Genomic DNA, 26,956 nt, shown 5'->3' with positions numbered 1-26,956 from the left:
TGCCCGTGTACTCCCTACACTCGCCTATGAACTCCTCTTCGAAGCCGAGGGCGCTCGATCCGTGGCGGCGTCGATCGCTCGACGTCCTCGTCGCGATCGCCGTCGGCGTCGGCGCGGTCGCCGGCTCCTACGCCGCCGTCGGTGCCCGCCCGAGCTTCCTCGCCGCTCCGGTCGCCGGCTGGGTGACGGCGGCCACTCCCGACGCGGTCGTCACCTGGGCGATCCTGACGCTCGGGAGTCTGGGTCAGTCGCTCGGCTTCGTGCTCGCGCTCGTCCTGACCGTGGGCGCTGTCGGTGCCGTCGCCGTGGTGCTCCGTCGACTCGGTCGGGCGGTCGGCGGTGACCGCCTCGCGACGACGGTCGCCGCCGCAGTCACGATCGGTATCCTGACCGCGGCGCTCACCGCCTCGCCCGTCTCGGCGCTCGGCGCGGGGCTCGGCGCGGGCATCGTGTTGCTGGCCGCGGGACGCATCGATCCGTCGTCCGGCGAGAGGGCGTCGGCTGCCGACCGTCGCGGCTTCCTCCGCGTGGTCGCCGCCGCCGTCGCCGTCGCCGGTGGTGGTGCGCTTGTCGGCTCCCGCTCCGGGGCCGAACCGACGGCCGACACCGCTACCGACGCGGCGGGGTCGACGGGCGACTCGGTCGTCGACGACCTCCTGGCGGCGGCGAGCGCGCGGACGCTGGACCTCCCGGACCTCGACCCGCTCGTCTCGCAGGAGTTCTACCAGGTCGACATCAACAGCGTCGACCCCGATCTCTCCGCCGAAGAATGGTCGCTCCGGGTGACCGGTGCGGTCGACGAGGAACGCGAGTTCACGTACGACCAGCTGACGGGCGAACCCGCACAGCACAGATTCGTCACGCTCCAGTGCGTCGGCGACGCGCTCAACGGGAAGAAGATCGACACCGCGCTCTGGACGGGCGTGCCCATCGCACGGGTCCTCCCGGACCTCCCCGACGAGTGCTGTGTGATGCTCCGCGCCGCCGACGACTACTTCGAGGAGTTCCCGATGGCCGCCCTGCGTCGGGGCTTTCTCGCGTACCGGATGAACGGCCAGCCGCTCCCCCGCGGACACGGTCACCCGGTCCGGGCACTGATCCCCGGCCACTGGGGCGAGATCAACGTCAAGTGGCTCACCGAGATCGAGGTCCTCGAGGAGCCGGCCGACGGCTACTGGGAGCAGCGTGGCTGGCACGGCACCGGCCCCGTGAACACGGTCGCCAAACTCCACTCGGTCTCGAAGACCGACACCGGCGTTCGCGTGGGCGGGCACGCCTACGCGGGCACCCGCGGCATCGACCGGGTCGAGGTGTCGACCGACGGCGGCCAGTCGTGGTCCGCGGCGACGCTCTCGGACCCACTGCCGGGAGCCGTCGACGCGCGGACGGGTGAGTCGCTCCGAGAGACTGCGGAGGACGCCTGGCGCATGTGGGAGCACGCCTACGACGCCACGGAGCCTCACGAGGTGGTCGTCCGCGCCGTCGACGGGACCGGTGACGTCCAGTCGGCCGAAGAGCGGCGGGCGTTCCCCCGTGGACCGTCCGGCTGGGTGTCGCGCGAGATCGACCCACGGCGATTATAAGACGACCGTGCGAACGATCACACGCCGATGGAGAAGGCGCTCTGGTATCTGCTCACGGCGACGCGCGGTGGCGAGAACCGCGTCCGTCTCATCCGGGCACTGTCGGAGCGTCCGCGCAACGCGAACAAACTCGCGGAGGAACTCGACGTGAGCTACAAGACCGTCCGTCACCACCTCGACATGCTCGAAGACCACGACGTCGTCGAGAGCGGCGGCAACGAGTACGGGAAGCTCTACTTCCTCACCGACCGGTTCGAACAGAACCGCGACACCTTCGAACGCATCACGGAGCACATGAACTAGCTATGGCGATGGGAATCACGATACAGGCGGCGAGCGCCCTCGCGGGAGTCAACATCATCTTCCTCTTGGCGCTCTCGGGTGTGTGGCTGCGCAACTACCGCACGTTCCGGACGCCGCTCGTCCTCGGACTCGTCGCGTTCAGCGCCGTGATGCTCGTGGAGAACGCCCTCGCCGTCTACTTCTTCTTCACGATGCAGAGCCTCTACTCGGGCGACCCCCACGTTCAGCAGGCCGTGCTCGTCCTGCGGGGCCTGCAACTCGTCGCCATCGCCTTCCTGACGTACGTCACGATGCGGTGACCGGTGACCGACCGGGGAAGAGAGCGCCGTTCGCCGCCGCCGGCCAGCCTCTCGCCCGTGCATCGTCGAGAGACACGCTCTTTTCGACCCGTCCCCTTCCGTCGATCGTGCTCCGACGCCTCCGCAAGAACGGTCCCATCGTGCTCGTCCCCCTCGCGTGGACGTTCGTCACCGCCGCCCACCTCGGTGTCGTCTCTCCGCGGACGCTCCTCGCGGCACACGTCGTGATGAACGCCGTCTTCGTCCTCTTCACCGCCGCCTCGTGGTCGGAGATGCGTTCGGGCGTCCTCTACGCGTGGCAACTGGTGCTCGTCGTGGGTCTCGGGTTCACCCTCGCCGGGACGGTCGCGCTCGCGCTCGGCCGACCCGACGCCCCCGTCGTCGCGGTGATGCTCTCGGCGTGGATGCTCGTCCCCGCCGCCGCGTTCGTCTACACGGCCCGACACGTCCGCGAAGCCCCGGCCGTCTACCGCGTCGCCGCCGCTCTCAGCGTCCTCGGCTGGGTCGTCTACTTCGGCGGTCCGCTTGCCTCGGTCGGCACCACGGCGTCCGTCGCCGGCCTCACGCTCGTGAACGCCGGACAGACCGTCGGCATCGCGAACGCGGTGTTTCGGTACTGACGCGCACCACGCTCGGACCCGTCCGGACGTGTCGGCGACGCTCCCGTCGGACGGCCGACGGCAGTTGTGCCGAATTTGGTAGAGAGTAGGTGTCACTGGTGTGTAACTCTGTTCGGAGTCGTCCCGAAATGCGAAAAATCTACTTGTATTGACATGACCTCGCCGGAACTGGAGGATTCACCTCCGACGACCATGACTACAGAACACACACGACGACGCGTCCTGCGCACCGGCGCGGCCGGACTGGCGGCCACAGTCGGGCTCGGGACGCTCGGTACGGCAGCGGCCAATCGGGGCAGAGGCGACGAGAACCGCAGAGGGTTCGGTCGGGTCTACGCGAACGACGTGCTCTGGCGGACGAACGTCGTCAAGGTACTCGACGAGCGACCCGACCCCGAGGACAAGATCTACTTCCTCCACGACGGTTCCGGCCCGATCGTGGCGAACAGCGATGCCAGCAAGGAACAGCTGTCGCCGTTCGTTTCCGAGTCGGCGCCCGGCGATCAGGACTGGAACGGCGGGAAGTGGACGCACTTCAGCGCGAAGGTGACGGACATCGACGCGTTCAACGAGGACGCACCGATCACGAACGACGCGGACGTCCTCGACGCAGACTACATCGAGGTAGAGCTGGGCCGGCCCGGCTTCGGCCCGCCGGACTACTTCATCTGTCCGCTCAACGGGCGAGCCTGACTCTCCCGACAGGCTCTCTGCACACTCCCCGCTTATCTCGCCCGCGCCACGTCCTCGCCGCTCGGTCGGCGTGCGTACGCTGATCGAGTGAACGAACGGACAACTAGCCAACCGATCGCCCTCCTGTTCACCGGCCCGACGCCGGGCGGCTTCCTCGTGCACGTCGTCCTCACCACGGTCGGCTTCTCCGTTGTCCTCCTGCTCCTCGGCCGTGGACGATGGCGCTCGTCGCGAGCAGTCACTACGCCTGGACGACACCGAGCGGTCGCCGCTGGATGTCCGCTATCGACCTCCCGTCCCTCGCGATCGGGCTGTACCGGGTCGGACAGACGGGCTGCCGCTCGCACGCGTCGGCGTCGCCGTGCTCGCGTCCGACGTCGACGACCCGACGTGTCACGAAGGGACTGCCGACTGTTCCGGCCGCGGCTCCCTCGTCGAGGTCGGAGCGAGTCGGCCGTGGCTCGTCGTGTTCGCGACGTTCACCGTGCTCGTCGTGTCCGCCCTCGACGCCGTCGTCAGTTCGACTCCGTCGTCGTGCCCGCGGGTGTCGACGTCGGCGTCGGCGTCTCGCCCGCGATCTCTCTCGCGTCGGCGAGTTTCGCCTCGCCGACGTCGATCAGCTGCTGGGTGATCGGCGCGAGCGAGTCCGCGGCGGTCGACAGCCCTTCGAGGAACGTTCGGAGCGTCGCCAGCGCGTCCGTCAGCTCGTCCACGGCGCGGCTGGCCGTGTCCGCCGCGCTGTCGGAGTTGTTGGCCTCCTGTGCCCGCGCCACGTCGAGGCGACTGACCGCGCGGCTCAGCGTCTCGACCCGGGGATTGAGCCGGTTCATCGCCGCGATCTCCGCGCCGAACTGCTCGACCTTGGCCTCGTAGTCGGCGGTGTCGATGTTCCCGACGACGCTGACGGACGCGGCGTCCGTCTCCGACTGGAGCCGCCCGAACGACTGGGCGGCGAACCGTCGTTCGTTCTCCATGCTGTCCAGGCGGTCGCGCGCCTCGACCCCTTCCTCGGCGTCGATCTCGGCGCGCGCGCGATCCAGCGAGAAGTACGCGTTCCCGAGCGAGGTCTGTGTCGCCGCCGCGAGTTCGAGGAAGCGGATCGCGACGGCCAGTCGCTCGACGGTCCGCTGTTGTTCGCGGGTGACCGCCCGCTCGCGCGCCGTCTCGAGTTCCTCCCGTGCCTCGCGCAGGGAGTTGTCGATCAGACGGCCCCGGAAGTCGGTCGCCGAGGCGTCGACGCCCATGATGCTGTCGCTGTCGACGCCGCCGTACGTCGCGACGGCGGAGTTGAGCGTCTTCTCGACCTCCGCGATCGCCTCGTTCCCCGCCCGCTCGGGGCCGCCGGGCGTGGGCGTCCCCGTTTCGGTTGGCGTCTCGGTGGGGGTCGGGGTCTCGGTGGGGGTCTGAGTCTCGGTCGGCGTCGGGGTGGGCGTCTCGGTGGGGGTCGGCGTCGCCGTCGTGTCGTCCTGTGCGTTACAACCTGCGACGAGACCGGTGAGGAGAGCGAGGACCGTCCTGCGGTGCATACTGTCCGTTCCACACTCGAAGATTATCAGTGTATCCGCCGAGTCGACCGAATCATCGTGGTATCGGATCTATTCGAGCGCCGACCCTGTCCCGAGACGGGTCGCTCCGGCGTCACACCCGTCCGGAGCCACTGGCTGCAACGGAGCCGTCGGCGAAACCGTCGACGGTCCAGCTTCGGACCGTGTGACGCGTCCCGTGTCGGTCTCCGTCGCAGTTACCCAGCGGTAGTCTCGCCGGTCGTTCGCGACTACTGGGTCCGGGACGAAACGAGTCCAGCCGAGCGACGGGACCGACCCGCCGGTGGTCGACGTGAGCTACGGTGGTGGTCGAGTAAAACAGCCGTCGTCCGGTGAGCGTCGGCGCGACCTACCGCGACCCCGACACCGGGTTCAACACTCCGACCAGCCGCAGGACTTGCACGTCTTGCAGCCTTCCGTGAACTCCAGCGTCATGTTTCCACACTCGGGACACTCGGGGCTCTCGCCCGCGTCGAGGAGGTCCTGCGTGGCGTCCCGGCCGCTGCCGGCGTCGAGCGTCACCTGCTCGTTGCCGCCGGTGTCGGCTACCGTGGCACCGCCGTCGGTCTCGCCCTGTCTGAGCCGCTCGCGTTCGCGTTCGCGCGCCTCCGCTTCGAGCTCGGAGAGGTTCTTCTGCTGGGGGTACTGCTTGTCGATCTCGCCGTCGAGGTACCGGCGCATCGCCGTCCCGATGGCGTCAGGGATCGAGTTGATCTGTTCGCCCTTGTCCCAGGCGACCTTGGGCGACCGAATGCCCTGCAGTTCGCTCGCGATCTCCTCGGGGTCGACCCCCGAGCGCAGCGCCGTGGAGATCGTCTTGGCGAGCGCCTCGGTGAACGAGGCGGTGAAGCCGCCGGAGTTGCCGATGTTGGCGAACAGCTCGAACGGCCGGTTGTCGGCGTCCTCGTTGATGTTGACGTACAGCTTCCCGTAGCCCGTGTCGATCCGCTGTGTCACGCCGTAGAGGACGTCCGGGCGCGGACGCTTCTTGCCGAGTTCCTGCTTCGAGCCGAGCAGCGTCTCGATGTCGGCTTCGAGCTGGGCCCGGACCGCCTCGTTGTTGAGGAAGCCCTCGATCCCACCGAACACCTCGGCGATCTGCCCGACGATGGTCTCGGCGGCCTCCTCGTCGTCGGCGAACTCCGCGTTCTTCGCGCGCGTCGTGAGCACCTGCTTCGAGCGCGTCCCGTCGCGGTAGACGGTGACGCCCTTCCCGCCGTTGTCGTAGATGTAGCGGTACACCTCGTCCATGTCCTCTCTCGAAGCCGAGTTCGGGAAGTTGCAGGTCTTCGAGATGGCCGAGTCGACGCCCTCCTGACAGGCGCACTGCACCGCGGCGTGCTCTTTCCCACTCAGGTCGGCGGTGACGACGAACAGCTCGCCGATCGCGTCCGGTACGGTCGTGAGCCCGTCGACGCCGTCGAACTCGTTGTTCCGCATCTGGTCGACGGCCTCCGACTTCACCACCTCCACGTCGATGTCGTTCGCCTCCAGGACTCGAAGGAAGTAGTCGTCGAACTCGACGAGCATCTCGTCGCCCTGGACGTCGTCGGAGACGTTCTTGAAGTACGCGACGGAGAAGATCGGTTCACACCCACCCGACGTGTTGCCGATCATCGACGTCGTCCCGGTCGGGGCGATCGTCGTCGTGTTGTGGTTGCGGATGGGGAAGCCGTCGGTCCAGTCGTCGGCCGAGAGACCGGTGTGGTGCTCGAACCACTCGCGGTACGTCGTGGGGTGGGCGTACTTCGAGTCGGCCCAGTCGTCGAAGCTCCCGCGCTCCTCGGCGAGTTCGTGCGACACCCACTTCGACTCGTGGTTGATGTGTTTCATCAGCTGGCGGGCGACCTCGTTGCCCTCGTCGGAGCCGTACCGGATGCCGAGCTGGAGGTACAGCTGCGCCAGCCCCATGACGCCGAGGCCGATCTTCCGCATCTCGCGCACCTTCTTCTCGATCTTGTCGACCGGGAAGTCCGACATCGTGACGACGTTCTCGAGGAAGCGCGTCCCGAGCCTGATCCGCGTGTCGAACTCCGAGAAGTCGATCGCCTCCGCGAGGAAGGCGTCGACGGCCTCGGCGAGCGAGTCGTACTCGTGGGCGTGTTCGTCGGCCCAGACGCGCCAGTCCGGCGCGTCGAGGTCGGCGACGGTGGACAAATTGATGTGGCCCAAATTACACGCTTCGTACTCTTCGAGCGGCTGTTCACCGCACGGATTTGTAGCTAATATACGATGTTCTGGATGTTCGTCTACGTCGAACGAGTGCTGCTTGTTGACGCGTTCGAGGTAGATGACGCCGGGTTCGCCGTTCTCGTAGGCGCCGTCGACGATGTGATCCCAGATCTCCGCGGCCGGAATCGACAACACCTCGCCGACCGTGACGTAGTCGCCGAGGCCGAACATGTCGTACAGCTCCTTCGTTTGCGGCGTGGCGACGTGGGGCTCTTCGGTGCGCGGGTTGGTGAAGACGAACTCCTCGTCGTTGTACAGCGCCTCCATGAAGTCGTCCGTCACCCCGACGGAGATGTTGAAGTTCGAGAGGTGGCCCTCGACCGCGTTGCGGAGGTGCTTCGGGACGCGACCCTCCTCGTCGATGAGCTCGCGGGCCTCCTCGAGGGCGTCCGCGAACGACGTGTGCGTGAAGTCGTCGGGGTCGTTCAGCCGCAGGGAGTGGGCGAGCGAGACGTCCTTGTTCTTCGCGTGGATGAACTGGATGACGTCAGGGTGCGAGACGCGCATGACGCCCATCTGCGCGCCGCGGCGGGCACCGCCCTGCGCGATGGTCTCGCACATCTGGTCGTACGTCCGCATGAACGTGATCGGTCCCGAGGCGATTCCGCCCGTGGAGCCGACCGCGTCGCCGTACGGGCGGAGTCGCCAGAAGGCGTACCCCATCCCGCCGCCGGACTGGAACACCTCGGCGGCCTCCTTGGCGGTCTGGTGGATGTCGGTGATGTCGTCTTCGGGGGAATCCACAAAGCACGCTGACAGCTGCTGGAGTTCGTCCCCCGCGTTCATCAGCGTCGGGGAGTTCGGCATGAACGACAGCGACTCCATCTGCTCCTGGAACGCCTCGCGGTAGTCGACGACGACCTCGCGGACGTCGTCGGGGAGTTCGGGGACGACCGTGTCGTAGGCGAACTTGTTGACGTTGTGGACCGAGAGCGTCGTCGTGACGTCGTCGTCGGGCGTTGTGCCGACGCCGAACACTTCCGCGGCGAGTTCGCCCCGCCGGGGATGGCCGGGTTTCAGCTGGTCCGGCGAGACCTCGACGGTGACGTCCTGTCTGTCGGCCTCGTACACCGCCTCGGCGAGCGCGATGTTCTTCGCGACGCGCGCGAACAGCTCCTCCTGGCTCTCCGTGACGTTGCCGTCGGCGTCCTTGCGCAGGTACCGGGCGGGGAGGATGTTGTTGTAGGCGTTGGCCGTGAGCCGTTCCTCCAAGCTGTCGCCCTCCGTCCGCTTGATCGGGCGGACGAGTTCGTCCGCGCCGATGTTCGTCTCGCTCATCTCACTGTCCCTCCTGCCCGACTCCCCCCGGTCGGGTCTCTTCTGGTAACTGGATTCCGCTCATTCGTGACGATGTTGTCCTGGGTGACTGCTGTTGTTAACTCTTGGGACTCTCGGTCGAGGGTCCCTTTCGTGTCGAGCTTCTGGTCGGTCGAACGCGATCGATCCTCGCTCGCGTTGCTAGCGCACTCCACTCGTGGGTGCGCGAACCTCTTAACCCATACCAAACCGGAGTGAAAGTGGTCGTCGACGGCCGAGATCCGACAGACACAGCGGTGATGTCCAGTAGAACGAATGGGGGGTTCGGATGGCCCGTCTCTCCCGGCGGTCGTCCCGCCATGGCGACGCCTCGACGGGTGGGACGCCGGTCGCAGTGGGGTTCCGTCGGCGTTTCTCTCCGAATTTTTATCCTTCTCCGAGGTAACGTCGGTCCCCGGTCGCAGGGGTTCGTAACCGGCCGCCCAGTCGGGGGTGACGATCCCGCCACAACGGTCATCCGTCGGCCCTCCCAAGGTGTGGCGATGACTGCGCTCGCGGTTCGACCGGGCCGACAGACCACGACCGTCGTCCGGTCCGCGGGACGGACGGCCGACGCCGAACCTGCGGCGGGCGTGTCCTCGTGACCACCACCCCGCTGTCGTCGTGCGCGCCGCCGTCGGTCCCGCCGACCGACGACGGCGCGGTCGTCTGGCACCGCCGGGGACTCCGGGTCGCAGACCACCCGGCCGTCGCCCGTGCGACGGGCGAGTACGACGACGTCTGCCCGCTGTTCGTCTTCGACCCGCACTTCTACGGGACGGACGGGCTCGCCTGCGACGCTCGCATTCGGTTCCTCCACGAGTGTCTCGCGGACCTCGCTACCCAGTACGACCGCCGCGGGACGACGCTCGTGTTCGCCCACGGTGACCCCCTCTCGATCTTACGCCGGTTCGTCGACGCGGGGTGGGACGTCCTCGCCACGGCCGATCCCAGCGGTCGGTACGGGCGACGACGCGACGACGCGGCCGCGGCCGACCTCGGGGTCCGGTTCGTCGGCGGGGACGGGCTGAAGCGCGAGGGCGACAGCCGTGAGAACTGGAGCGACCACGCCGAGGCGTACCTGACCGACACGCCCGTCGAGCCAGCCCCGAGCGGCTTCGGCGACCACGACTGCGCGAGCGACGTCACCGTCGAGGCGATCGAGGCGGCATACGACGTGACGCCGAAGAAGACGGCGGTCCCGACCGGCGGGCGCGAGGCCGCGCTCGACCGGCTGGAGCGCTTCACCGAACGTATCGACGACTATCCCGGCTCCATCTCCGCGCCCGCCGCGGCCGAAGCGGGGACGAGTCGCCTCTCTCCGTACCTCCGGTTCGGCTGCCTCTCGGTGCACGAGGCGTACCAGCACGTCACCGACCACGCCGCCGGCCGCGGGCGCGAACTGTTCGTCTCGCGGCTGTACTGGAACCGCCACTACACCCAGAAGCTCGCCGACTGGCCCGGCTGGATGGACCACGCCGTCAACCCCGTCTTCAGGGGGTTCAATCTCGACCACGAGGACCTCGACCTCGTCGCGGCGTGGAAACGGGGCGAGACGGGGTTCCCGATGGTCGACGCCTCCATGCGGTGTCTCCGCGAGACGGGCTGGCTCAACTTCCGGATGCGCGCGATGTGCGCCTCGTTTTTCAGCTACGTCCTCCGCCAGCCGTGGACGATCGGCGCCGACCACTTCTACTACCACCTGATCGACGCCGACCCCGCGATCAACTACACCCAGTGGCAACAGCAGGCCGGCGTCACTGGCGTGAACACGACACGGATCTACAACCCGCGCAAGCAGGTCCGCGACAACGATCCCGACGGCACCTTCGTCCACGAGTGGCTGCCCGAACTCCGGCCCGTCCCGACAGAGCATCTCGACCGGCCGGAGCGGATTCCGCTCCACCTCCAGGAGGAGTTCGGCGTCGAGATCGGCACCGACTACCCGTACCCGGTCGTCGACTACGACGCCAGGCGGCGCGAGGCCGCCGAGCGGTTCGCCGCGCTCGACGACCGCGCCCACGAGGCGTTGTGCGACCCCGAGATCAGACGCCGTGCCTCCCTGTCGCGTCGCGGGCGGGGGTCGTCCGAGGATTCGACGGACACGGCCGACACTGCGCCGGACCAGACCAGCCTCTCGGCGTTCGAGTGAACGCGAGCGACCGCGCTCCTCTTCCTCCTTCGTTTCACCCCGTCTCACCTGCCTCACCTCGTCCTGCTTCGTTTCACCCCGTCTCACTTCATCCTGCTTCGTCTCACGGTCGCCACCGACGCGAACCGTCACGCACATGTCCGGGTAGTCGAACGGCGGCGTATGGACTTCCTGCTCGTGACCGCGCTGACCGTTCCGCTCCGGTTCCTCGTGGGCGTCGTCGCCGCGGTCGTCGCGACGCTCGCGATGGACGTGGTGATGCGGCGGCTGCCGGAGGGTGAGACGCCCCCGTTCGTCGCCGCGGGCGTCCTGACCGAGTCGCGCCCGGACGCCGCCCCTGCTCGACTCGCGGACGTCGTCCACTACCTCGCCGGGGGACTCACCGGGCCGCTGTTCGTCTGGCTCTCCCTCGCGACCGAGGGCGTCCTCGGCGGGCCATCGCTCGGGGCCGTCCTCCTCGCGGCGGGCGTGCTCTACGTCCTGATGGTCGGCTTCTTCGCCGTGGTCGTCCTGCCGCGCTCGACGGTGGCGAGTCACCGCCTCGGCGCGATCCGCCGCGACTGGGCGCTCTCGGCCGCCGGCTACCTGCTCGTGTTGGTTCCGCTCGTCACGCTCGGGTCGGCACTCGTCTGAGTCACCGCACGCCCCCAAGCTTATGCCGTGTCTGGGGATGGGTGACGTATGAACGTCACCGCGACCGCTCTCCAGTTCGGCCTGAGTTCGGGAAACCCGCTCGTGCAGATCCTGGCGCTCGTGGTCGCCGTCGGGATCGTCGTCCTCGTGGGTCGGGTCGTTCTCAAGATCGCGTGGCGACTCGTCACGATCGCCGCCGTGGTCATCGGACTGCTCCTCCTCGCGTCGATGCTCCTGCCGCAGGTCCTGTAACGCCGTCTCGCCGCCGATCCCGCGCCTGCTCCCGGGCCGTGCCCCCGAGCGATCGCTCGGTATCTCGGACCCGGCGCGTCGGCGATCAGGTCAGGTCTGTTCGTGACCGACCACCCCGCTCGTGTCGACCCCGTCGAGGAAGTTCCGCACGACGTCGTGTCCAACGGCCGTCAGCACCGACTCGGGGTGGAACTGCACGCACTCGATGGGGTACTCGCGGTGGCGGATCCCCATGACCAGTTCGTGGCCCGCGTGGTCGGTCGTCGCCGACACGACGAAGCAGTCCGGCACCGCCGTCGCGACCAGCGAGTGGTAGCGTCCCGCCCGGAACCCCTGATCCAGTCCGGCGAACACGCCCTGTCCGTCGTGGTCTATCGCGAAGGCCTTGCCGTGGATGGGTTCTGGGGCGTGACCCACCGTGCCCCCGTAGGCGTAGACGGCGGCCTCCAGTCCGAGACAGACCCCCAGGGTTGGCGTCGTCGGCGAGAGTTCGCGGAGGACGGCGGTCGTGACGCCGACGTCGCGGTCGTTCTTCGGGTGGCCCGGTCCCGGGCTGACGACGACGGCGTCGGGATCGGCGAGTTCGACGTCGGCGAGCGACGCCGTGTTCTTGAAGACGACGATCTCGGGGGCGGGCTCCTGTTCGGAGAAGTACTCCACGAGGTTGTACGTGAACGAGTCGAAGTTGTCGACGACGACGAGCGTCGGTCCCGGCCCGGGTTCGACGTGTGCGCCGGCCTCCCGGAGTCGCGCGATGCGGTCGTCGGTGAGGTCGGCCGCCTCGTCCCCGGCGTCGGCGTCAGCGCTGGCGGTGGCGTCCGCATCGGGTTCGGCGCTCATCGTGACGCCTCCTGTTCGGTCTCTGCCAGTTGGGGACCGTCTCCGTCGGTCCGCCCGTCCGTGTCGTCGGCGTCCGCGGCGTCGCCGACATCGCTCCTGTCGATCTCGATCGCCTCCAGCGCCGCGAGGACGCCGCCCATCTTCTGTTCGGTCTCGTCGTACTCTCGTTCGGGAACCGAGTCGGCGACGATCCCGGCACCGGCCTGCACCGTCACGACGTCGGCGGTGTCGGTAGCGGGGTCCGCGGAGTCGGCCCCGTCGACGTCGACCGGGACCCCGTGTTCGACCGTCGCGGTCCGGATGACGATGGCGAAGTCGGCGTCGCCGGCCCACGAGTAGTAGCCGACGCCGCCGCCGTAGACGCCCCGTGGCTCGCGCTCGAGGTCGTCGATGATCTCCATCGCGCGGATCTTCGGCGCGCCCGTGAGCGTCCCCGCGGGGAACGTCGCGCGGGTCGCGTCGAACGCGTCCCTGTCGCCGGCGAGCGTCCCCGTCACGGTCGACTCGATGTGCTGGACGTGCGAGTATTTGAGGACGCTCATGAACTCCTCGACGCTGACCGAGCCGGGGTCGGAGACGCGACGGACGTCGTTGCGCGCGAGGTCGACGAGCATGGTGTGTTCGGCTCTCTCTTTGGCGTCGGCGAGCATCTCGCCGGCGAGCCGGCGGTCCTCGACAGGCGACGACCCGCGGGGACAGGTGCCGGCGATGGGGTTCGAGACCACGCGCGACCCCTGCACGGAGACGAGCGTCTCGGGCGAGGCGCCGACGATCGAGCGATCCCCGTATCCCAGGAGGTACATGTACGGCGAGGGGTTGACCTCGCGGAGCGCCTGGTAGAACCCGAGCGTGTCGACGTCGCCCGTGAGTTCGCGCTTGCGCGAGATGACGCCCTGGTAGATGTCGCCGTCGAGGACGTGTTCCTTCGCGCGACGGACCGCGTCCTCGTACGCCTCGCGTGGGGCAGCGCGCTCCCCGCGCCGGACGAAGCCGCCGGGGTCGGGGTCGGTCGCGCCCGCGAGGGCCTCCGCGATAGTGTCGGCCTCGGCGACGAGCGCCTCGTACACGTCGTCGGGGTCGTCGTCGGGGCCGACGACGGGCGTGAACACGAGCGAGACGGCGGCGGCGGCGTGATCGAAGACGAGCGTCCGCGTCGTGAGCACGAACTGTGCGTCGGGGACGACCGGCTCCGGGCGCGAGACTCCGACCTCGTCGAGCCAGAGGTCGTAGACGGCGTCGTACGCGAGGAAACCCACGAGCCCGCCGTCGAGCTGCTGTCGCTCGCGGGGCGGGAAGCCCACGCGAGGGAGGTCGGGGAGCGCCGCCCGGAGCGAGTCGAGGGTGTCGCCACCGTTCGGCGTCACGTAGGGGGCTGCGGCCCCGCCGAGGTCCTCGATTTCTGTCCCCTGAGGCCAGACGGAGACGACCGCGTCGGGGTCGTAGCCGACGAACGAGTAGCGGGCGTGGCGGTCGCCGGCGTCGTCGGGGTCGAACGCGCCGTCGGGATCGGACGACGGCGTCTTCTCCGCCGACTCGAGGAGGAAGCTGTAGTCGCTCTCGTCGGAGAGCGCAGCGTACGCCGACAGCGGGTCGACGTCGACGTCGAGCGTCGCTTCGAGCCGCGCGACGACCGGTTCGTCGTGGTCGAAGAGCGCCCGGAACTCGTCGGCAGAGCGGTCGAGCGACGCGCGCGTCACGCCACCACCTCCTCGTCGTTCTCGTCCAGGTGGGCGTCGATCCGGCGGACCGCATGGACGAACGACCGGACCGCGTCGGCGTCCTTGACCCCGCCCGACGACTCCACGCCGCTGGCGACGTCGACGCCGTACGGCCCGGCAGTGGTGACTGCCTCGGCGACGTTCTCGGGGGTGAGCCCCCCGGCGAGGACGAGCGGCGAGTCGAGGTCGGCGGCGAGTTCCCGGGTGGCGTCCCAGTCGTGGGTCTCGCCGGTGCCGCCCGCCCCCTCGTCGGTGGTGGAGTCGACGAGCACGGCGTCGGCCACGTCGTCGAGGTCGCGTGCCCGTTCGCGATCGGTCGCGTCCACCGCGACGACGAGCTTCGTCGACGCCTCCGCGCGGACGAACTGCAGCTCCTCGGCGTCGAACTCGCAGTGTAACTGGAGGACGTCGGGCTGGATCGTCCGGGCGAGGCTCACCGCGTGGGTCGGCGACTCGGGCATCAACACGAGCGTCGTCGTCACGAACGGTGGGGCCGCCGCGACGAGTTCCGCGGCCGTCCCCGAGTCGATCTCGCGCGGGGAGTCGACCGGCACGTCCGTGACGAAGCCGAGCGCGTCGGCACCGGCGTCGACCGCGAGGTCGAGGTCGTCGCGGGAGGTCAGCCCACAGATCTTCACGCGCGTCATGCTCACCTCACGCCTCCGGGCTCGGCTCCGTGCCGTCGGTTACGCCGCAGAGGTCGTCGAGCTTCGCGGCCGCCCGGCCCTCGTCGATGGCGGCGCGGGCCTCTTCGACTCCGGCCTCGATCGAGTCGGCGAGGCCGGCGACGTACACTGCCGCGCCGGCGTTCGCGAGGATGATGTCGCGCTTCGGCCCCGTCACGTCGCCGGTGACGATGCCGCGGAGGTCGGCGGCGTTCTCCTGCGGGCTCCCGCCGGTGACCGCCTCCACGGGGGCCGACGACAGGCCGATCGCTTCGGGGGTGAGCGTGTACTCGTCGATCTCGTCGCCCCGGACCTCGGCGACGGTCGTCTCGCCGTGGAGCCCGATCTCGTCCATGCCGTCGCCGTGGACGACGAGCGCGTGGTCGACCGGCATGTGGGCGAGCGCACGGGCGATGACGGGCACGAGATCGGGGTCGTAGACGCCGAGGACCTGTGCCTCGGCGCCGGCGGGGTTCGTGAGCGGGCCGAGGACGTTGAACACCGTCCGCATCCCGAGTTCCTTCCGGGGGCCGATGACGGCCTTCATCGCGGGGTGGAAGACGGGCGCGAGCATGAAGCCGATGCCGTCGCGCTCGATGGCTTCTTCCACGGACGGCGGCTCGGCGTCGACGTCGACGCCGGCGACCTCAAGGACGTCGGCGCTCCCCGACGACGACGAGACGGAGTAGTTGCCGTGTTTGGCGATGGCGGCACCGGCACCCGCCGTGACGATCGCACTCGTGGTGGAGACGTTGATCGTGTCGTAGTCGTCGCCGCCGGTCCCGCAGGTGTCGACGAGCGGCCGCCGATCGGGGTCGATCGTGCGCGCCGCGTCGCGCATCCCCTGCGCGAAGCCGGCGATCTCGGCCTCTGTCTCGCCCTTCGCCCGGAGCGCGGCGAGTAACGCGCCGATCTGTGCCTCCGTCGCCTCCTCGAAGACGAGCCGGGCCGCCTCGCGGGCCTCGTCGACCGCGAGGTCCTCACCGTCGGTCACGCGTCTGATGTAGTCCTGCATTGGTAGTCACCGATGTATTGATTCGGGTCACGATGAACAAATAAGTACATCAGCTTAAGACTGTCGGGTCGCGGATCCATCCCCCGGCGTGTGCAGACCATACCGATACAGTTCGGTATCACACTCTTGCCAGTGGGGGTCGTCCCTTCGAACGCCCTTCGAGGTGTCGGCACTCCCGGAGGCGCAACAAGGGGGACGCTAGCGACTCCCGGGGGAGAGAGCAGTAACTGGGGGGAGACACGGCCCCGGTCGGGCCCGGGTATCGGGGGATAGGCGGTGCCCGACCGCGGGAACGCAGTCGGTGCCGTCTCGGACCCGACGCGCCGCCCACCGGCGACCGGACGGACTCGTCCGGCGAACCGAGAGGAACCGCCGACAACGGAGAGGAACTGTCGACGACCCTCGCGTGTGGGGGGGAACACGACTCGGGTACGGTCCGGAGCGACCGACTGCTCCGAGACCGTCGCCCGTCGCGTGACGATCCGCCGGGAGCGGTGGTTCGTCGGCCGCCGTTGCCGCTCGTCCGCCCACCGTGACCAGCACGTGGAGTCACGTTCAGCCACGCCAAAAATCAAAATTGATTTCGATAGCGATACGTTCAGGTAGCTCTGGTGAAACGAGGCGACATGACACGTCGCCCGTCGCCGAGAGCCCCGACACGTGAAACCGACTCTCGGATCGGGATCTGTCGGGACGGTCGCGCACAGGCGAACGTGGTCGGGTTCGCGCTCCTCGTCGGGCTCACCGTCGTCGGCGTCACGGGTGTCGTCGTCCTCGGCGCGCAGGGGCTCGGCTCGCTCCAGAACGAGACGACGGCGAAGCAGGCCGAACACGCGTTCACCCAGCTCGATTCGGTCGGTGCGGAGGTGGCGCTGGGACAGTCGGAGGCCCGGACCGTCGACCTCGGCACCCGCGGCGGGAGCCTCCGGACGGTGCCGGCCGGGGAGCTACGGCTCGCGTACGAGGACGGACCGACGATCCACGCGCAGACGCTCGGGGCGGTCGTCCACGAGCGCGACGGAGCCGTCGTCGCCTACCAGGGCGGCGGCGTCTGGCGGGGAACCGGGAACGAGAGCCGGATGGTCTCGCCACCCGAGATCCACTTCCACGACGGCACGCTGACGATGCCGATGGTCGTCGTCAGAGCCGGTGGGAGCGGCCCGAACGACCGCGTGACGGTCCGACGGCTCTCTCAGCAGCCCAACCTCGGCCCGGGGACGGTCCGAAACGACGTGGTCGTTCTCACTATCACGAGCGACTACTACGTGGGCTGGGCGCAGTACTTCGAGACGCGCGTCGACGACGTCCACGTCTCCGTCGACCACGGCGCACGAACGGCGACGATCGAACTCGGTCGCGTCCAGTTCGACGCGACGTTCGACGACGCTATCCAGGCCCACGGCGGCGACGTCGAGGTGTCGACGGGGAACCCCGAGGTGAACGGACCGATCACCGCTGAGGGAAGTATCTCCGAGGCACAGTCGGGGAGCATCAGCGGCGACACGACGGCGCACCACTCGATGACGGTCCCGGCGGTAGACAAAGCAGTCCAGCAGAAGGTCTCGAACGCGCCCGGGGATCCCGACGTGACGACACAACAGATCGCCGCCGGACAGACGCTCACCAGTGGAACCTACTACGACCCCGACGGGTTCACGCTCGGTGGGACGACGACCGTCGATCTCGCTGGCGGCAACGTCACGCTCCTCGTCGACGGCGACGTGAACGTCCACGGCGGCGAACTCAGGGTCGAAAACGCCGCAAACGGCCGGTTACAGGTGCTCACGACGGGCGACCTCTCGCTCAAAAACGGGAAGATGTACGTCGCACCGAACGACCCGAACGACGTCGAAGCCGAGAAACTGGTCGTCTTCGGCGAGTCGGACATGCAGGTGGCGATGGTCAACGGCGGGTCGTACTTCGAGGGAGTGATCTACGCGCCGCGCGAGTCCGACGCCCCGGGCGTCAACGACGCCATGCCGACGTCGCAGTCGCAGTGCGAGATGAGCGACGGCACGTACGCCGACACCTGCCTCGGGACGGGGAGCCTCACGGTCGACGGTGCCATCGTCGGCGGCCAGGCGGCGATCAAGCAGAAGACGACGGTGAACTACGACGCCGACCTGGACGGGCTGACGATCACACTGAACGCCGACGAGGTGCTCGCGCCGGAACTGACGTACCTCCACCTGTCGGTCAACGAGATCGCCATCGAGGGCGGTAGCGTCGTCGGATCGACAGCCACCCCGACCGCGACACCGACGACCCCGACCGCGACACCCACACCCACGCCCTCGCCGGGCGACGAGGAACCCGAGGTCGACGTCGACTCGGTCGAGGTCGACGAGTACGATACGAGCCCGGGGAACGGGAACACGAAGTACAAGTACGACGTGACGGTCGACTGGGACGCCGTCGACGAGGACGACGACCTCGACACGGTCGAGTTCACCGTCGAAGACCTCCACGGTGGCTGCGGGGTCACGACCATCACGAAGGACGTGAGTGGCGGCTCCGCCGTCGGTGTCGAGGATCTCACGTTCGGGAGCTACTCCGGACCCTCGCAGTGTACGCCCGGCGACGAGTACGCGGTGACGATCACGGCGACCGACGAGAACGGCAACACCGACAGCGAGTCGGAGTCGGAGACCGCCTGATCGGGGTCGTTCGCGTGGCGTCGAGCGATACGTCGTCGGCCCGTGGCGGAATCGCGTGCCGACTCCGGATTTCGGAACCCTTAATTACGTCGCCGGGATACGACTGAGTGCGTTCGAGACGAACGCCGCACGCAACCGGACGGGTTGGTGGTCTAGTCTGGTTATGACACCTCCTTGACATGGAGGAGGCCGGCAGTTCAAATCTGCCCCAACCCACTCCTTTATTGCGGTTTTACCTTCCATCGTAGGGCTTTCTTACTCCAACTTGTCGCTTTTCTATCTATCGAGAGATGGTCGCGGTGAGCCGTCTCGTCGAGATGGAGCCGCCGGTCTGTGAGTTCTGCGGTGGCTACATCCTCGCGGACGAGCAGGACTGTCCTGCGCTCGACGACGGGAGGTGTCGCCCCTGATGTCTCGGGACGACGCGCGGCGCCCGGGACACCAGTACCAGCGTCCGGACTGCGAGGAGCGCGCGGTCGACCCGTCCGCGCCGGTCGCGCTCTGTGAGGACCAGCCAAAAGATTGTCTCCACGTGGTGCCGAGCTGCTCACACCGAGTACTCTCCGATATTGGCGATATTCTTTATACGATCAGGGGTTGTAGCGGTAGCCAACGAATCGTGGATCAGCATCGTATCGGTCCAAGAGTAATACGTCTGCTGACAATACTCCTCCGTCCCGATATTATCCAATAGTAGACTCGTGACCCCTCTCGTCTCAGTCGTCGTTCCGACGTACCACAGGAACACTCGGCTACGATCCGCGATAGCATCCGTACAGGAACTGCCGTACGACAATCTCGAGATTGTGGTGGTCGACGATTCCGGAGAGAGACACGCAGCGTCAGTCGTCGAGAAGGCACGATCCGGAGGAACACGGCTGCAGTACGTCGCTAACTCCAGGAACGAAGGTCTGGTTCGCGCCCGAAAAGTGGGGATCGAACACGCGGACGGCGAGTACGTTCATCTTCTCGACGACGACGACCGTCTCCTGCCCGGGGCGGTCACGAAGAAAGTCGACCTATTGAACGAATCGGGCGTCGGTGTCGCGTACAGCGGTTTCGTCCTGGGTGATCAAAACCGACGCGTCCTGCCCGTAGACCGCGTCCGCGGAGACGTACTCGACTATGCCCTCATGTTCGACCTAGCCCCCTGCATTCCGTCGACGATGTTGGTAGACCGTGACAGTCTCATGTCGGTCGATTTCGAGTACATCGCGACGAACGGACTTCACAACGAACACGCGATGCAGGTACAGCTCGCCCAGCGCACGCAGTACGAGTTCGTGAACGAAGCACTGGTGCATCGGGGGATGTCGGTCGAATCGAGAGGTGGATCGCCGAGAGCGGTGGAGGAGTACAAACGTACGTACGAGGCCTACTCCGACTTGTACGAGGAGTTCCCGCCGGCGGTTCGCCGACGCGCTGTCGGCTACCTCCACTTCCTGCAGGGTCAGCTTCAGATCGACGCTCATCTCTGGTCGCCACGGGCGATCGTCGAGTTCCTCTTGGCATCTATATATCGGCCCGGGGTGGACCCGGTGTACGTCGGTTGCTTGGTTTCTTCCCTGTTCGGCAGACCCGGCTATCGGATCGGTGAGGCAGCTCACGGGTTCCTCGTCTCTGAGCAACAGAACGGACGGAGCGTATAAAAAGCATAAAAAGCCACTTCCGGGGCGAGTCGTTCCGATTGTCCACCGACGGGACGCCGATGGATACGTCGTGCCTGACGCCGGTGGACCCCGTCCTCACCTCTCAGAGATCGATCTCCCGACTGCGACCACGACAACTCACCTGTCACGTAGACTGACAAGATCAACCTGGAGACCACCCAGCCACGACAGCGGATGCTCTTTGGCTACGTCGCACACGAAATGGAACGACCGGCTGCTCACCGTCTTCGTCCTTCGGTTCGGCTCTCGGGTGCCGAGCACGTTTGACGTGCTGATCGCCAGCAACGCGGAAAACGCTCAGTAATCACCCAGCACGCCCAGTCGCCGCGCCCGCCGCGTCGTGTACTGGAACACCCAGTAGCCGAACGCGACGTAGGCGATCGCCACCCCGACGAGTACCGCGAGGTCCACGAGCGGGAACTCCCAGAGCCGCGTCCCGTCGACCATCGCTCGCTGGAGGAGCGCGCTGCCCTGTGCGAGCGGGAGGAAGCGCGTCCACCCGAGGTCGAACGCGGGCGCGGAGACGAGGACGACGAATCCGAACTGGAGGAGGTTCAGCCAGGCACCGACCCGCTTGTAGAGGATGGCGACGCCGCCCGCGGCGAGACCGAGCCCCAGCACGGAGACGACGGCGAGCGTCGCCACCGGGACGACGGTGACGACGTTCAGGTCGAGCGACGTCCCGGTCATCACGAGCATGACCGCGAGGATGACCGTGGAGGTGACGAACGTGCGGACGACCTTCGCGACGCCCTTGAAGACGACGACGGGGGTGAAGCCGAACGGCGTCATGAGGTGGCGTTCGAGCGTCCCCCACTGGACCTCGCTCGCGACGTCGTTGGAGATGGCGCTGTACGCGCCGACCGAGAGCGTCCAGAGGAAGTAGCCGACGACGATGCCCTCGATCGAATCCGTCAGCGCCTGTCCGGCGATCATCCGTCCGCCGTAGAAGAGCAGCCCGAAGAAGAACAGTGAGACGACGATGCCGCCGACGGCGTTCGCCGGGTAGCGGACGAAGATCAGGTACTCGCGGTAGAGCACCGCGCGGGCGAGCTGACGATAGCCGGCGGGGCGGGGGCCGCTCGGACCGGCCGACGCGTCGCCGGACTGGTCGCCGAGTGCGTCGCCACGTCCGGGTCGACTCACTTTCGCCCCCTGCCGGTCAGATCGACGAACACCCGTTCGAGATCGTGCGACACCGTATTGACCGCGTCGAGCGTCACGTCGTGTTCACGCAGGTGGTCGACGAGCGCGTAGAAACCGTCGCTGTCGGTGGCGACCTCGACGCGCGTCGTGCCGTCGCCGTGGGCCACGTCCGCGACGTCGAACCGTTTCCCGAGTTCCGCGAGGACCACGTCGTCGAGGTCTGGGCTCGTGATCCGATAGCGCTGCGTCCCGCCGCCGCGCAGCAGAGTTGCGACCGCGTCGTCGGCGACGATGCGGCCCTCACTCATCACCACGACGCGGTCGCAGACGTCTTCGACGACGCCCATGTCGTGACTGCTGAGCACCACCGTGAGGTCGCGTTCGTCGACGATCCGGCGAAGTTCGCGGCGCAGGGTGAGCGAACTCTCGACGTCGAGTCCGAGCGTGGGTTCGTCGAGGAAGACGATGTCCGACTCGCTGGCGAGCACGCTGGCGAGCGACACCTTCTGTTTCATCCCGCGCGAGAGCTTTCGCACGGGGACGTCGGCCCTGTCCGCGAGTTCGAGCTGGTCGAGGAGGCGGTCGTGGCGGTCGGCGACCGAGTCGGGATCCACCCCGCCGACGGTCGCGAAGTAGCGGAGGTTCTCGCGGACGGTCAGCCGCCAGTAGTCGTTGCGCGCCCCCTCCAGCATCGCGTCGACGCGGGCGTACGCCCGTCGGGGGTTGGCGTACACGTCGACGCCGTCGATCAGGACGCTCCCCTCGTCGGGCAGCACCATCCCCAGCACCGACTTGATGAGCGTCGTCTTCCCGGCGCCGTTCGGCCCGAGGAGCCCGACGATCGATCCGGAGTCGACCGAGACGGAGACGCCGTCGACGGCGGTGACCGCGCCGGAGCCGTTCCCGAACCGTTTGACGAGCCCCTTGACGGCGATGGCGGGGGTCGACGAGTCGGGGTCGGTCGCGTCCCGCGCACGGCTGTCCGGCTCGGTGTGTTCTCGAACGCCCCAGGTCGTCATTACCCGGGCCAGGGGTTCGGCGGGTAAAAGCTACCGCACGCGACGGACGGGAACGAGCGGTCTCAGACCTCGATGGCCTGCGCCTCGTCGATCTTCTCGTTCGCGAGGGTTCTGAACGAGTTGATCGTCTCCGCGAGCGTGTACGCCTCGCCCGCGTTGTCGTGGATGGTCTTCAGCTCGTTTCTGGCTTCCTTCAGGAGCGGGACGGCCTCGTCGGCGTGCTCTCGCGCCCGGGGGACGTGCCGGTCCTCTCGGTAGAACTCGGCCTTGGCACTCTTGAGCCACTTGATGCCGTCGGCGAATGTCCGGAGCGTGCCTTCGAGGTCGCCGTACGTCTCGATGTCGGCTTCCAGCTGGGCGGTCTTCGTCTGGTACTCCGTAATCGTGACCACCTCGATGACCGACACCTCCTCGGCGCTCGCCGACGCCAGAGCGTTTTGGTAGTGGTTGTCCGCCCGCGATCGGTCGGTCTGGAGGGCGTCGATCTCGTCGCGGCCGGCCGACGCGTCGTCCCCCTCGAACTCCGTACGTGCCGCCACCAGGTGCTGGTACCCCTGGACGACGGCGAACTGCGTCTCGACCAGCCGACGGAGGAACTGCCAGCACGCGCTCATCATCTCGGCCCTCGCCTCCTGTTCGGGTGTCGCAGCCCGCCGGGACGCCTCGACGTACGCCTTCTGGGCCGCGGCCAGCGATCGCTGGAGCTGGTAGTCCTGCTTGAGGACGTTCGTGCTCGACGCCGTCACGTCCGTGAGTTCCGTCCCGTACGCACCGGTGAACACTTCGATCACCTCGGTGAGCTCGCGCTCCGCCCGTGCCAGTCGCTCAGTCCCGCGAATCTCCGCCTCTGTCGGCGTCCTCGTTCGCGTCGGCGAGGGCTCTTCGGTCGGTTCGTCGGTCGGCTCCGCCGTGGGTGTCGCGGATGCGGTCGGTGCCGTCGTCGCCGCCGGCGTGCTGGTCTCCGTCGGCGGGCGAGCCGTCGACGGCGGCTCAGTCGGTGGCGATTCGTCGGTCGTCTCTCCCCCCGGGAGACGTGTGTTGCAGCCGGCGAACAGACCGAACAGGAGGACGAATCGTCTGCGATTCATACGAAAGTTCGGAGACAAATAACGAAAAACGTGTTTGTTTTTCTTTTCGACACGATGTCGCTACTTCGTATCAACCCTGAAACATTAAACCGCACTGTGCAAGCGGACCGGTCGTCGTCCGCGGCGAGAGACCGTTTCGAGTCCCGTGTCGATCACGCGGAATCCCGCGTCGGTCACAGCTGGTGTCCGCAGGCACAGTTGCCGATACAGTACGTCGTCTCCCGATCGGTGGATCCCACACCCAGCGTCGCCAGCGCGGTGCGGAGCGCGTTCGTCGCGTCGAACGTCGGGCGGACCCGCGCGGCGGTCGCGCCGTACGGCCGGGAACCGACCGCGATCGTCGTGATCACCTCGCCGGCCGCGTGGTCGACGACCGCGACCTCGTCGGTCGTCTGGACCGGGACGTACAGTTTCTCGTGACTGGGATCCCACGTCCCGACGAACGCCGAACCACCGAGGTCGATCCGCTCCCGCACCGTGCCCGCGGCGAGGTCGATCACCGTCACGTCCTCCGTGTCGGGTGTGAACACGTAGCCGGTCGCCGAGTCGGGGCCGATCTCGCTCGTCAGTGGCAGCTCGCCGAGACCGTCGTCGGCGGTGAGTCGGGCCACTTCGACGGGTGCCGCCGGTTCGGAGAGGTCCCAGATGCTCTCCGTCCCCGTCGGGCCCTCGTTGTGCTCGACGAGGAGCGTCTCTCCGTCCGGCGCGACGGTCGCCATCCACGGACGGGAGGGACCGTCGCCGACGGGGTCGACGGAGGTCTGGGAGACGATCTCGAACGCCTCGACGTCGACGACAGTGAGGGTGTCGCCGAAGAGGTCGGGGACGTACGCGTACTCGCCGTCGGGGTGGATCGTCACGTCGCACGGTCCGGGGCCGTCGTTGTCACCCGTCCCCCCTTCGGCGGCCCGCTGGATCTCGGCCGTCACCTCGCCGAACGAGTCCGAGGCCGGGTCGGCGTCGAGCCGGAACTGTGCGTGGGTCGGCTCGCGCGCGCTGACGATCAGGTGGCGGCCGTCGGGCGTCCGCTCCAGCCAGTTCGCACCCGAACCGGTCCCGAAGCGGGCCTGCTCGGCGAACGACCCCGCCGAAACCGCACGGACGCCGCGGCCGACGTTGAGCCAGAGGCTGTCGTCCGCGCGCGTGGTCAGTTCCGGGGTGTACTGATTCGACGGGAACGACGAGGTGATGCCGATCTCCCCGGTCGTGACGAGTTCGTCGGTCGTCGGGTCGATGACGCTGACCGTGCCGTCGCCGGTGTTGAACACGAACACGGTCGGCTGTGTGTCGTCGTCGCTCCCTCCTCGCCCCGAACAGCCGGCTGTCGCGGCGACGCCAGCGGCCACGGAGCCGGTCAGAAGCCGACGCCGTGACGTCCCCCCTCGGGGCCTGTCGGTCCCTCGGTTCGGGTAGAGGACGGGATCGTCCTCGCTCATCGCCGCCTCCCGGCGGCAGCCCGGATCGATCCGGCGGAGCGAACGCGAGATCGCCGGCGGCCGTTGCCTCCACCGGTCGGGGCGACGTGCGGACCGATCACGGGTGTCACGACAGTCGAGATCACGCTTCCCACTCGGTCACGGCGACCAATAACGGTAGCGTCGCCGGGCGGGAGTGTGCACGACTGCACGCCCGCTGGCTGATCGATGGTGTGGCTTACACGGCCCGGCACCAGGGACGCCGGTCCACCGACAATCTCGGAACTGAATTCTGAAGATACGCTCTCACGATCTCTTTTTACGCTTTATTATCAAATATGGTATTTTTAACGGGTGTTCTAAGTAATCCGGTCGCGACGGTTCGACGTAATGCGCCGTGGGATAGTGAGCCCCGTCCCCCGTGAGAGACGTCTCTCGCCAGGGGTGCCGCTCCCGTGAGCAGCCGACACGACGCGGTGGCTTCGGGGCCGGTCCAGCAGAACGATCCGGAGAGCGCGAGCGCACACGGTCGGCGGAGCCGTCGGGTGCTGGGGTTCCCGTCACCGACGGTGAGCGAGGCGGCGACCATCGGGTCCGTCCCAACCCTGCTCCTGCTGTGTCACTTCCTGCTCCAGCCTGCGGTAGCGGCCTGGCCGCGGCTCGGCTACGTCCGTCACGCGGTGGCCCGCGACGCGCCCCCCCACCGGCTCGCTCCCGAACTGTTCGTCGAGTACGCGTGGTGGTGGCACGAGTTCACCCGCGTCACTCACGCCGTGGTCCACGACCCGTCGGGCTTTCACGCGCACGTCGTCGGGAACGTCGTGCTCATCGTGACGGCAGCCTGGATCCTCCTCGGCTTGCTCACCGCGCTCGGGGAACGCCGGTGGTTCTCGTTCTTCTACTGGGAACTCGTCGTCGTCGCCCCGATCGTGGGATCGTACGCGTTCGACCTCTTCGGCACGACGGCGCACGGCTACGGCGCCTCGACGGTCGGGTTCGCGTTCCTCGGGCTGGTGCTCGTCTTCGGGCTGTCCGTGCTCGCCACCCACGTCCACCGGTATCTCGGTCGGCGTTCGGAGTCGGCGCGGCGGCTGACCACGGACGGCGGCGAGGTCGTCGATCCGGTCGCCGTGCTCTGTCTGGTCACTGCCGTCGGCCTCGTAGTCGTGGCGGACCTCCTCGCCGGTTCGCCCGCGACGCCGGTGCATCAGGCCGGTGCGGGGTTCGGCCTGTTCGTCGGCGTCGTCGCGCTCCCCGCGCTCGGCCGACGGCGCTGACCCCATCCGAGCCGATCCGGACCAGTGACGTCGCGCTCGCCCGTCCGTCGTCACGTATCGCTCGCGGTCGGCGGGTCCGTGTCGAAGTCCGTGGAACACATGATAAGTCATATATTTTGTGTTAGCTTCAGCATCGGTTCCACCAGACGGCGAAGGCTTCGAGCCACGAGTCGACGGTCAGTAACTATGAATTCGATGACATTTTTGAGAACGAAGAAGTTCGTCGTTTTACCTCGCGGAAGAGACGTTCGATGGCGTTTCGATGTCCATGTCCGGGAGCTCGAAATCGGGAGTCGAGTCGGTCGAGCGTGTCCTCGAGACGGTGAGCGTCATCGACGGGACACGTCACGTCTGAGACCTGCTGTTTCTCGTGGAATTCGCGAAGAACCAGCAGCCTGAGCGGGGTCGTTCGCGTCCGAAACTGTCGGACATGAAGAACTCGTGTGTGTCGGGAGCGACTGCCGCGAACAGCCAGTGACGCTACCACTGACGCGAATCATCGTCTCGCCAACCGCGACCCAATCCGGATCGACGTCACTGTCGGGCTGTGGATCGACTTCTCGTACCCAGTCGTGAATCGCGGTTCGACTCCACTCGACACCCAACCTCTCGAGGTGTTGTTCGGTATTCGAGAGCGACGAGCCAGCGAGATGGAACTGTATACCCGTTCGAACCGCGAACTCAAGTGTCTGTTTTCGCTCCACGAACCCCAAGTCAATCCACTCGGGATTTCGGCCGAGACGGTCGAATTCGGGGATTGATCACTCGAGTTTCGGCTGTCTCGTTCCTAACTTAATACGACCAATAGCAGACACCAAGTGTTTAACTATGATTGAAAG

The 26,956-nt window shown here is 67.6% G+C and carries 21 protein-coding genes, 1 tRNA gene and 1 pseudogene; 12 read left to right on the top strand and 11 right to left on the bottom strand.

The genetic code is table 11. The annotated features are described in order from the left end of the window. Positions 1–26: 26 nt before the first annotated feature. The 5 genes from FZP69_RS17645 (at position 27) to FZP69_RS17625 (ending at position 3,498) form a co-directional block, all read left to right on the top strand. The gene (locus FZP69_RS17645; RefSeq protein ID WP_152042680.1) at positions 27–1,583 is read left to right on the top strand and encodes a molybdopterin-dependent oxidoreductase; all 1,557 of its coding nucleotides are present in this window, start codon (positions 27–29) and stop codon (positions 1,581–1,583) included. A 27-nt stretch (positions 1,584–1,610) separates the two neighbouring features. Continuing rightward, a complete protein-coding gene (locus FZP69_RS17640; RefSeq protein ID WP_152042679.1) occupies positions 1,611–1,886 on the top strand; it encodes an ArsR/SmtB family transcription factor in 276 nt (91 codons plus the stop codon). A 2-nt stretch (positions 1,887–1,888) separates the two neighbouring features. Continuing rightward, positions 1,889–2,185, top strand: coding sequence for a hypothetical protein (locus tag FZP69_RS17635; RefSeq protein WP_152042678.1), 297 nt, complete (start codon positions 1,889–1,891; stop codon positions 2,183–2,185). Between the two features lie 107 nt (positions 2,186–2,292). Then, the gene (locus FZP69_RS17630) at positions 2,293–2,805 is read left to right on the top strand and encodes a hypothetical protein (RefSeq protein ID WP_152042677.1); all 513 of its coding nucleotides are present in this window, start codon (positions 2,293–2,295) and stop codon (positions 2,803–2,805) included. Between the two features lie 192 nt (positions 2,806–2,997). Next, positions 2,998–3,498, top strand: a complete 501-nt coding sequence (locus FZP69_RS17625) for a hypothetical protein (protein ID WP_204960058.1) — start codon at positions 2,998–3,000, stop codon at positions 3,496–3,498. Positions 3,499–4,013: 515 nt separating this feature from the next. Here the strand turns inward: FZP69_RS17625 and FZP69_RS22720 are convergent. Together FZP69_RS22720 and FZP69_RS17615 are read right to left on the bottom strand one after the other, a co-directional pair. Beyond that, positions 4,014–5,024 (bottom strand): hypothetical protein, encoded by a 1,011-nt coding sequence (locus FZP69_RS22720; RefSeq protein ID WP_192918636.1) that lies wholly within the window; start codon positions 5,022–5,024, stop codon positions 4,014–4,016. A 390-nt stretch (positions 5,025–5,414) separates the two neighbouring features. Further along, positions 5,415–8,552, bottom strand: coding sequence for an adenosylcobalamin-dependent ribonucleoside-diphosphate reductase (locus tag FZP69_RS17615; protein WP_152042675.1), 3,138 nt, complete (start codon positions 8,550–8,552; stop codon positions 5,415–5,417). 619 nt (positions 8,553–9,171) lie between these two features. Here FZP69_RS17615 and FZP69_RS17610 point away from each other — a divergent pair. The 3 genes from FZP69_RS17610 to FZP69_RS17600 all read left to right on the top strand — a co-directional run bounded on the left by FZP69_RS17610 (position 9,172) and on the right by FZP69_RS17600 (position 11,607). After that, positions 9,172–10,722, top strand: a complete 1,551-nt coding sequence (locus FZP69_RS17610) for an FAD-binding domain-containing protein (protein ID WP_152042674.1) — start codon at positions 9,172–9,174, stop codon at positions 10,720–10,722. 162 nt (positions 10,723–10,884) lie between these two features. After that, entirely contained in the window at positions 10,885–11,355 is a 471-nt protein-coding gene (locus tag FZP69_RS17605) for a hypothetical protein (protein ID WP_152042673.1), read from the top strand. Positions 11,356–11,403: 48 nt separating this feature from the next. Next, the gene (locus FZP69_RS17600; RefSeq protein WP_152042672.1) at positions 11,404–11,607 is read left to right on the top strand and encodes a hypothetical protein; all 204 of its coding nucleotides are present in this window, start codon (positions 11,404–11,406) and stop codon (positions 11,605–11,607) included. Between the two features lie 90 nt (positions 11,608–11,697). Here the strand turns inward: FZP69_RS17600 and trpG are convergent, their stop codons facing one another. From trpG to trpD, 4 genes are read right to left on the bottom strand one after another with little or no spacing between them, the layout of a single operon-like run. Further along, a complete protein-coding gene (trpG, locus tag FZP69_RS17595; RefSeq protein ID WP_152042671.1) occupies positions 11,698–12,447 on the bottom strand; it encodes an anthranilate synthase component II in 750 nt (249 codons plus the stop codon). Next, the gene (gene trpE, locus FZP69_RS17590; RefSeq protein WP_152042670.1) at positions 12,444–14,144 is read right to left on the bottom strand and encodes an anthranilate synthase component I; all 1,701 of its coding nucleotides are present in this window, start codon (positions 14,142–14,144) and stop codon (positions 12,444–12,446) included. The genes trpG and trpE overlap by 4 nt, the downstream gene beginning before the upstream one ends. Beyond that, positions 14,141–14,812, bottom strand: coding sequence for a phosphoribosylanthranilate isomerase (locus tag FZP69_RS17585; RefSeq protein WP_152042669.1), 672 nt, complete (start codon positions 14,810–14,812; stop codon positions 14,141–14,143). The genes trpE and FZP69_RS17585 overlap by 4 nt, the downstream gene beginning before the upstream one ends. A 7-nt stretch (positions 14,813–14,819) precedes the next feature. Next, a complete protein-coding gene (gene trpD, locus FZP69_RS17580; protein ID WP_152042668.1) occupies positions 14,820–15,845 on the bottom strand; it encodes an anthranilate phosphoribosyltransferase in 1,026 nt (341 codons plus the stop codon). Positions 15,846–16,471: 626 nt separating this feature from the next. Here trpD and FZP69_RS17575 point away from each other — a divergent pair. The 3 genes from FZP69_RS17575 to FZP69_RS17565 all read left to right on the top strand — a co-directional run bounded on the left by FZP69_RS17575 (position 16,472) and on the right by FZP69_RS17565 (position 20,151). Next, positions 16,472–18,502, top strand: a complete 2,031-nt coding sequence (locus FZP69_RS17575; protein WP_152042667.1) for a DUF7289 family protein — start codon at positions 16,472–16,474, stop codon at positions 18,500–18,502. 141 nt (positions 18,503–18,643) lie between these two features. Next, positions 18,644–18,718 (top strand) — tRNA-Val (locus FZP69_RS17570). A gap of 485 nt (positions 18,719–19,203) precedes the next feature. Continuing rightward, positions 19,204–20,151: a glycosyltransferase family 2 protein gene (locus FZP69_RS17565; RefSeq protein WP_192918635.1), complete on the top strand. Its 948-nt coding sequence runs from the start codon at positions 19,204–19,206 to the stop codon at positions 20,149–20,151. A 318-nt stretch (positions 20,152–20,469) separates the two neighbouring features. Here FZP69_RS17565 and FZP69_RS17560 read toward each other — a convergent pair whose 3' ends face one another. The 4 genes from FZP69_RS17560 to FZP69_RS17545 form a co-directional block, all read right to left on the bottom strand. Continuing rightward, positions 20,470–21,318, bottom strand: a complete 849-nt coding sequence (locus tag FZP69_RS17560) for an ABC transporter permease (RefSeq protein WP_152042665.1) — start codon at positions 21,316–21,318, stop codon at positions 20,470–20,472. Then, positions 21,315–22,337, bottom strand: coding sequence for an ABC transporter ATP-binding protein (locus FZP69_RS17555; RefSeq protein ID WP_152042664.1), 1,023 nt, complete (start codon positions 22,335–22,337; stop codon positions 21,315–21,317). The genes FZP69_RS17560 and FZP69_RS17555 overlap by 4 nt, the downstream gene beginning before the upstream one ends. Before the next feature lie 62 nt (positions 22,338–22,399). Then, positions 22,400–23,425: a hypothetical protein gene (locus FZP69_RS22715; protein WP_192918634.1), complete on the bottom strand. Its 1,026-nt coding sequence runs from the start codon at positions 23,423–23,425 to the stop codon at positions 22,400–22,402. Positions 23,426–23,598: 173 nt separating this feature from the next. Further along, positions 23,599–24,861, bottom strand: coding sequence for a hypothetical protein (locus FZP69_RS17545; protein WP_152042663.1), 1,263 nt, complete (start codon positions 24,859–24,861; stop codon positions 23,599–23,601). Positions 24,862–25,295: 434 nt separating this feature from the next. Between FZP69_RS17545 and FZP69_RS17540 the strand changes: the two genes are divergently transcribed. Beyond that, on the top strand, positions 25,296–26,117 hold the full coding sequence (locus FZP69_RS17540) for a hypothetical protein (RefSeq protein WP_152042662.1): 822 nt from the start codon (positions 25,296–25,298) through the stop codon (positions 26,115–26,117). 184 nt (positions 26,118–26,301) lie between these two features. Here FZP69_RS17540 and FZP69_RS17535 read toward each other — a convergent pair. Then, positions 26,302–26,875: pseudogene (locus FZP69_RS17535) on the bottom strand (IS6 family transposase). Positions 26,876–26,956: the final 81 nt, after the last annotated feature.

The organism is Salinigranum salinum, from assembly GCF_009176545.1.
Lineage (GTDB): Archaea > Halobacteriota > Halobacteria > Halobacteriales > Haloferacaceae > Salinigranum > Salinigranum salinum.
Note: the sequence above shows the minus strand (reverse complement) of the source record. Positions and strands in the feature narration are given on the sequence as shown.